Source organism: Colwellia sp. 5_MG-2023, from assembly GCF_030547795.1.
GTDB lineage: Bacteria > Pseudomonadota > Gammaproteobacteria > Enterobacterales > Alteromonadaceae > Colwellia.
Window position 1 is genome coordinate 1 of record NZ_JAUOPW010000050.1, and the last position, 4,554, is coordinate 4,554.

Consider the following 4,554-nt stretch of genomic DNA (forward strand, 5'->3'; position numbering starts at 1 on the left):
TTACCGTGATCAACGTGACCGATTGTACCAACGTTAACATGCGGTTTATTACGTTCAAATTTTTCTTTAGCCATTTTAAAATACCTCTGGGTATAGAATTAAGTTTAATTTTACGTTTACTTTATATAGTAAATAAATTTAGGAAATAAAAAGATAGGGTCATCTAAGGAATGGTGCTGATAGGCAGATTCGAACTGCCGACCTCACCCTTACCAAGGGTGCGCTCTACCAACTGAGCCATATCAGCATTCATGTACAAAGATTGGAGCGGGTGGCGGGAATCGAACCCGCTTCATCAGCTTGGAAGGCTGAGGTAATAGCCAGTATACGACACCCGCTAACTCTATCAGTTTATCTCTGCTTAGATTTATATTTGCATTACAAAAATAAATCTAAAAAATATGGTGGAGGGAGGTGGATTCGAACCACCGAAGGCGGAGCCGTCAGATTTACAGTCTGATCCCTTTGGCCACTCGGGAACCCCTCCAGTATATTTACCTATATCACTAACTAATAGTGAATAGTATTAATGGTGCCGACTGCCGGAGTCGAACTGGCGACCTACTGATTACAAGTCAGTTGCTCTACCAACTGAGCTAAGTCGGCACTACATTAAGTGGTGCGAATTCTAGAGCAATGTTTTGTCCCTTGCAAGTCCAAATTTCAAAAATATCGATGTTTTTTTTACTTTAATGATTCTTTAGTGCGTGTTTGATGTTTTTTTATCCAAAGCAACTAAGTAAATTACTTTATCGGCTCTATATAAGTCTCTAATCCATCAAAAACCAGTTCTGTAATTATTGTCGTTTTATGCGCCATCAATCGCGCAAGAGATATACCATTTCCACCAGTAATAATTACTTCATCAAGTATGTCACCTTGCTTTTCTATATTCGATATAGCGAGTTGAATAGCTCCAACTGTTGCAGCCCAAGCAGCATTATGTACATTCTCAGAAGTGTTTAATCCAAACACTAAGCTTTCTTTTTCTACTTGGTTTGCTTTAACTTGTGTAGTTTCTGATAAAACACTTGAAATCAATACCTTAATACCTGCTAATATCCAACCACCTTGATGTTGTCCTGAAGCTTTTAGAAAATCAATTGTTGTTGCCGTACCGGCATCTATTATTAATATATTTTTATTTGGATAACGTTTAGCTCCACCAAGTAAAGCTAACCACCTATCTACTCCTAATTGATTAGGATCTTTATAACCAGAGTTAACCTTACCTTTCTTTATTTCACTATATATTTGCTGATAGATAACATTATTATTTCGACACCAAACATCTATTTTATCCGTAACTTCTTTATTACTTACACTTGCAACAAGAAGCTTTGTTACACCTCGGAAATTATCATTTAAAAAGGTATTTGAAATTAAATCATTTAAAACCGCTTGTTGCGCGCTTCTTATACCCTTATCAATAAAACAAAATTTTGTCCTAGTATTACCAATATCCAATAATATTAACACTCATCACCTCTAAGGCTGACTTCACCACCATATACGGTCTGTCCTTTTCCATCCACTTCCAAAAGTAGAGCGCCTTGTGGATTAACTCCTCGGTAGATACCTCTTGTAACACGATCACCCGTTATTAATTTAACTTTCTTATCCTTATAAAAATCTCTGGCGTGCCATTCATCAAGTATTCCAGCTAATCCTTCGTTTTGATATTGCTCTAATCTTTGTAATAGATGATAAATTAAATGAGCACTTAATAAGTTTCTATCTATTTTGGTGTCACTATGGCTTTGTAAATCTGTCCACTTTTGATTGATTCTAGTTGCTGCTTGTTGAGGTATATCAACATTAATACCAATACCAATAATACTATGGCTAGGCTCTAAAGCTTGTCCTTCTAGATCAATCAAAATTCCTGCTAATTTCACACCATCCAAATAAATATCATTCGGCCATTTCAGCTGTACATTAATTGCTGTTGATGAATAAATTGCATCACTAACTGCTAATGCAGTGACTAGACTAAGCCCCATAGCAGCAGATAACCCTTGCTCTAAGTGCCAATAGATCGATAAATAAATTTGTGAACCAAACGGAGAGACCCATTCTCGCCCACGGCGTCCTCTGCCTGCACTTTGGTATTCGGCAATACATACTTGCCCATGAGTTAATTGATTTGGTAAACGTCGTAATAAATAACTATTGGTAGAGTCAATTAAACTATGAACTTCAACTGTCGGTATTAAACTGCCCTTAGGTATCGCTGCAACAATTTTACTATGATCTAATAAAGATAATGGTTTAGATAATTTATAACCTTTGCCTGTAACACTATAGATATCTAACTCCATATCAATTAGTGCTTTGATATGTTTTGATATAGCAGCACGACTTATATTTAATTCTTCACCTAGTGTTTGGCCAGAAACAAATTGCCCTCCTGAAAGTGCTTTAATTAAGTATTCTTTAACTACTTTTGTCATAATGTTACTTACCCCAATCAACTATTGGTAAATCTGTAAACTTTCGCTCTCCATGCGAAGTTACCATGCGTACTTCTGGTGAAAGTAGTATTTCGAATTTTTTATACGTTTGCTTTTGAACAAATTGTGCTAAAGCTAAAATATCTTTACCGTAATCACTTTCATGATTTACTAATACTAAGGCTTGGTGCTGATGTACACCCACGTGATTTTTACAGTAACCTTTTAAACCTGCTTGCTCAATTAACCAGCCAGCTGCAAGTTTTACAGTACCATCATCTTGAGAATAAAATGGAATACTTGGATAGATATTCTTTAAACTAGTCAGCTTATCAACACTAACAATCGGGTTTTTGAAAAAGCTTCCCGCATTCGGGAGTTTATCAGGGTCAGGCAATTTAGCTTGTCGTAAACTGATAACTTTATTCATAATATCACGAGCACTAGTATCAAGAGGTAATTCGTTCAAACCTGAATAGGATAAATTGGCTTGCCATTTCTTAGGGAGTTTTAAGACTACCTCAGTTATAACACCTTTATTAAGTAAATCATTTTTAAATATACTATCTCGATAAGAAAAACAACAATCTTGATTACTTAAAGTGGTAAGAGTTTTACTTGAAAAATCAAACCACGTCACTTCTACACAAAAATCGGACAGCTCCACACCATAAGCACCAATATTCTGTACAGGAGAAGCACCTACGCTACCCGGAATCAACGCAAGATTTTCTAAACCATAAACACCATTATTAATACATAAACAAACAACTTCATGCCAATTTTCACCTGCACCAACTCGAACAAAGTAGTTATCAGTTGTTTCAGTAATATCGATCCCTTTAAAATCTGGTTTAATGATAATAGGTGCTTGAGTATCGACAAATAAAGTATTACTACCCTCACCAAGAATATAAAATGGACTTAACGACAAATCAGGTAAAGACTCTAAATCAGATAGAGTTTGCGGAAAATATACTATTGGGCAAATACTTTTCACATTAAAACTATTATTTTTTCGCAAAGAAAATTGCTTGCTTGATTTCATATCTATTCTATTATTCAATTTAGATAGTGTTATTGTACTGAATATTTATATCAACACCAGTTAAAGCAAGTACTAAGCTATAAAAGATCCACTCACGAACTAACACATACTATTTTCGTATTATTATTCAAAGCGTGAACAATACAATAATGTTGTAAATTAAATTGAACTTTAAAGGATAAAGGGACTCTTACTTAATAGTTATGTTATCCCTTAGTGTTTCATGTTTATGCATCTATTTTTATAGATGCATTTTTTTTGCTTTTTTTAGCGATATAAAGAAGTAATAACTTTACATTTTTTTACAATAACATCCACAACGACTAAACATAGTCACACTATCACTTCATAGAATTAACTTTATCAAGTTCTGAGCCATATATAGTTTCTCATCTGAGCTGATATTAGATTATAAAACTGTTGAAATTAGTAGATGCACCTTGCATGAATATAGATGTAATGAGAAAACACTTATCTTTAATTTCCGAACGAACATTATTAGGAAGACATGTCTTATTATTGTTGATGGTGTAGCATGGCTCCAAGAGCAGTTGATATGACAGAATAAACCCACTAATCAATGCTTTAAAGGGGATGATGACATCGTTGATTCTTGCTGTAGCGCATGGGGAACACTCATATAAGATATAGAGAGAGAGTTAAAAACTCTGCTCTAGAGATTGAAAACCCAGACAGCAAAAAACCCGACTCTTTCGAATCGGGCTTCTCTAAATAGAAGTTTAGCAATGTCCTACTCTCACATGGGAACTCCCACACTACCATCGGCGCTACTGCGTTTCACTTCTGAGTTCGGAATGGAGTCAGGTGGTACCACAGCGCTATTGTCGCTAAACAAAAAAATTCAATCTTAGAAAGCTGTAAATATCGTTTTATTCTTTATTCTTATTCAAGTAACACGTAAGTACGTGTGTTTTCTATTCATGTCAGTCTTCATACAATGCACTTCATAGCTCTAAAAAACTACTTGGGTGTTGTATGGTTAAGCCTCACGGGCAATTAGTATCAGTTAGCTCAAGACCTCACAGCCCTTAC

The 4,554-nt window shown here is 35.2% G+C and carries 3 protein-coding genes, 4 tRNA genes, 1 rRNA gene and 1 pseudogene; all 9 read right to left on the reverse strand.

What is annotated here, in order from left to right; genetic code table 11:
• A pseudogene (locus Q4496_RS17715) lies at positions 1 to 74 on the reverse strand (elongation factor Tu); the annotation flags it as partial.
• 97 nt (positions 75 to 171) lie between these two features.
• A tRNA-Thr gene (locus Q4496_RS17720) sits at positions 172 to 247 on the reverse strand.
• Positions 248 to 263: 16 nt separating this feature from the next.
• Positions 264 to 338 (reverse strand) — tRNA-Gly (locus Q4496_RS17725).
• Positions 339 to 402: 64 nt separating this feature from the next.
• Positions 403 to 487: transfer RNA gene (locus Q4496_RS17730), tRNA-Tyr, on the reverse strand.
• A 43-nt stretch (positions 488 to 530) separates the two neighbouring features.
• Positions 531 to 606: transfer RNA gene (locus Q4496_RS17735), tRNA-Thr, on the reverse strand.
• Positions 607 to 744: 138 nt separating this feature from the next.
• A complete protein-coding gene (locus Q4496_RS17740; protein WP_303610956.1) occupies positions 745 to 1,479 on the reverse strand; it encodes a type III pantothenate kinase in 735 nt (244 codons plus the stop codon).
• Positions 1,473 to 2,453, reverse strand: a complete 981-nt coding sequence (gene birA, locus Q4496_RS17745; RefSeq protein ID WP_215974140.1) for a bifunctional biotin--[acetyl-CoA-carboxylase] ligase/biotin operon repressor BirA — start codon at positions 2,451 to 2,453, stop codon at positions 1,473 to 1,475. The genes Q4496_RS17740 and birA overlap by 7 nt, the downstream gene beginning before the upstream one ends.
• Before the next feature lie 4 nt (positions 2,454 to 2,457).
• Entirely contained in the window at positions 2,458 to 3,501 is a 1,044-nt protein-coding gene (murB, locus tag Q4496_RS17750) for a UDP-N-acetylmuramate dehydrogenase (protein WP_303610957.1), read from the reverse strand.
• Positions 3,502 to 4,239: 738 nt separating this feature from the next.
• Positions 4,240 to 4,354: ribosomal RNA gene (gene rrf / locus Q4496_RS17755) — 5S ribosomal RNA — on the reverse strand.
• Between the last annotated feature and the right edge of the window lie 200 nt (positions 4,355 to 4,554).

What these genes read in the sequence shown, in the direction of transcription:
- birA (WP_215974140.1), bottom strand. Translation starts at nt 2,453, where the DNA reads ATGACAAAAGTAGTTAAAGAATACTTAATTAAAGCACTTTCAGGAGGG.
- murB (WP_303610957.1), bottom strand. Translation starts at nt 3,501, where the DNA reads ATGAAATCAAGCAAGCAATTTTCTTTGCGAAAAAATAATAGTTTTAAT.